2 protein-coding genes and 1 pseudogene are annotated in these 2,642 nt (G+C 65.7%); all 3 read right to left on the bottom strand.

Going from position 1 to position 2,642, the window contains the following annotated elements; all coding sequences use genetic code 11:
* On the bottom strand, positions 1-1,600 hold a 1,600-nt coding region (locus tag EN750_RS28260; protein ID WP_145967978.1), incomplete at its 3' end, for a molybdopterin-dependent oxidoreductase.
* A gap of 3 nt (positions 1,601-1,603) precedes the next feature.
* Positions 1,604-1,933 (bottom strand): nitrite reductase small subunit NirD, encoded by a 330-nt coding sequence (gene nirD, locus EN750_RS28255; RefSeq protein WP_127398695.1) that lies wholly within the window; start codon positions 1,931-1,933, stop codon positions 1,604-1,606.
* Positions 1,934-1,938: 5 nt separating this feature from the next.
* Positions 1,939-2,642 (bottom strand): annotated as a pseudogene (locus EN750_RS28250) (NAD(P)/FAD-dependent oxidoreductase); the annotation flags it as partial.

Below are 2,642 nucleotides of genomic sequence, written 5' to 3'. Positions count from 1 at the left end.
TTGCGTAGGTCTCGCCATCAACTCCGCCGTAGACGCCAATATCGAAATCCCGCGCACCATCATTCTCGAACCCCGACAGCGCGGCATGCTCGGCAAAAACCTCCCCTGGCGACGCATACGAAAACGCCCCGCCAAACCCCATCCGCTTGCCCACCTCGGCGACAATCCACCAGTCGGGCCTTGCCTCGCCGGGCAGCTCCAAAAACGCGCGCTGGCGCGACACACGGCGTTCGGAATTGGTGACGGTGCCATCCTTCTCGCCCCAGGCGGCGGCGGGCAGCCGGACATGGGCATGGCGGACGGTGTCGGTCCGGGCCAGCACGTCCGACACCACGACGAAGGGGCACGCCTTGATCGCCGCTTCGACGGCATCGGCGTCCGGCATCGAATCGACCGGGTTGGTGGCCATGATCCACAGCGCCTTGATGCGCCCGTCAGCCAGCGCCTGGAACATCTCGACTGCCTTCAGGCCCGGCTTTTGCGCGATATCAGGCGCGCTCCAGAAGCGCTGCACGCGGTCGCGATGGTCGGGGTTTTCGATCTCCATATGGGCGGCGAGCATATTGGCCATGCCGCCGACCTCGCGGCCGCCCATGGCGTTGGGCTGGCCCGTCACCGAAAACGGCCCTGCTCCGGGTTTGCCGATGCGGCCGGTGGCGAGATGGCAGTTGATGATTGCGTTGACCTTGTCGGTGCCGGATGACGACTGGTTCACACCCTGGCTGTAAACCGTCACCGTTTTCGCCGTCGCCGCAAACAGGCTGTAGAAACGGCCAAGCTCGTCCTCGCTCAGGCCGGTGGCGGCGGCGACGCCGGCCAGGTCGAGCGCGGAGGCCGCGAAAAGCGCTTGCCCGAAGCCGGTCGTGTGCGTCGTGATGTAGGCGCGGTCGAGCGCATTGTGCTGGCCGAGATAAGCGAGCAGGCCCGTGAACAAAGCGACGTCGCCATCGGGCGCGATCGCCAGATGCATGTCGGCGATGTCAGCGGTCATGGTGCGACGCGGGTCGACCAGGACGATCTTCACCTCCGGCCGCTTTTCCCGGGCAGCCGCGATGCGCTGGTAGAGCACCGGATGGCACCAGGCGAGGTTGGAGCCGACCAGCACGATCAGGTCGGCCAGCTCCAGATCCTCATAGGTTCCCGGCACGGTGTCGGAGCCGAAAGCGCGGCGGTGGCCGGCGACCGAGGAGGCCATGCACAGGCGCGAATTGGTGTCGATGTTGGCCGAGCCGACAAAACCCTTCATCAGTTTGTTGGCGACATAATAGTCCTCGGTCAGCAACTGGCCGGAGACATAGAAGGCGACCGCATCGGGCCCATGCTCGGCGATGGTCTGCGAGAAGGTCGAAGCGACCAGGTCGAGCGCCTCGTCCCAGCCGGCGCGGCGGCCATGGATCTCCGGATGAAGCAGCCTGCCGTCGAGGTCGATGGTCTCGGCCAGTGCCGAGCCCTTGGAGCAGAGCCGGCCGAAATTGGCCGGGTGGTCGGGGTCGCCACGCACGGACACCTGCCCGTCCGCGGCGACCTTCGCCAGCACGCCGCAGCCCACCCCGCAATAGGGGCAGGTGGTCCTCACCTCGCGCGCTTCGTCGATCTCCATTGGTCAGGCCGCGCGGCTGGCCAGCGCTTCCAGCGCAATGAACAGATGCTCGCCTTCGACCCGCACCGGAATGGTGCGCACCGCGCCCTCGTCGGCGCCGAGCGCCTTGCCCGTCTCCAGCGAAATCACCCAATTGTGTAAGGGACAGGTCACCGACGTCCCGTGCACGATGCCCTGGCTGAGCGGCCCGCCTCTGTGCGGGCAATGGTCGTCGATGGCGTAGACCTGATCGTCGGCGGTGCGGAAGACGGCGATCTTGCCTTCCGGGGTGGCGACGCAGCGCGCGCCGCGGCGGGGGATGTCGGCGATGGAGCCGATGGCGATCCAGTTCATGATTGTCACTCCGCCGCCTGCGCAAACCCGACAGAGGCCATCGGCCGGAATTCGTGCTTGTCCTTGCCGGAAACGCGTTCCGACCACGGATCGACCTGGGCGAATTTCTGGCTGAAGACGAAGCGGTCGTAATAAGCCTTGCGCTTCTCGCCATCGTCCATGATCTGACGCTTGATCTCGGGGATGCCGATGCGTTTGGCCCATTTGTAGATGCGCTCGAGATAGCGACCCTGCTCGCGATACATCTGCGTCAGCGCCACGATATGCTCCAGCGCCTCATCCTCGGTCTTGACCAGGCCGAGCACCTCGGTGCCCTTGATGTCGAGCCCGGCCGCCCCGGCAAAATGGATTTCGTAGCCGGAGTCGACGCAGATGACGCCAACATCCTTGCAGGTCGCTTCGGCGCAGTTGCGCGGACAGCCCGACACGGCCATCTTGACCTTGGCCGGCGTCCACGAGCCCCACATGAATTTTTCGATGCGGACGCCGAAGCCCGTCGAATCCTGCGTGCCGAAGCGGCACCAGTCCGAGCCGACGCAGGTCTTCACCGTGCGCAACCCCTTGGCATAGGCGTGGCCGGAGACGAAGCCGGCCTGGCCGAGATCGGCCCATACCGCCGGCAGGTCTTCCTTGCGGATGCCGAGCATGTCGATGCGCTGGCCGCCGGTGACCTTGACCATCGGGATTTCGAACTTGTCGACGACGTCGG

The sequence above is a fragment of the Mesorhizobium sp. M7A.F.Ca.ET.027.03.2.1 genome, from assembly GCF_003999175.1.
Classification (GTDB): domain Bacteria; phylum Pseudomonadota; class Alphaproteobacteria; order Rhizobiales; family Rhizobiaceae; genus Mesorhizobium.
The sequence above is the reverse complement of the archived record's forward strand: the minus strand, read 5'-3'. Positions and strand labels throughout refer to the sequence as shown.

Coding starts and splice junctions, on each gene's coding strand:
- nirD (WP_127398695.1), bottom strand. CDS start 1,933: ATGAACTGGATCGCCATCGGCTCCATCGCCGACATCCCCCGCCGCGGC.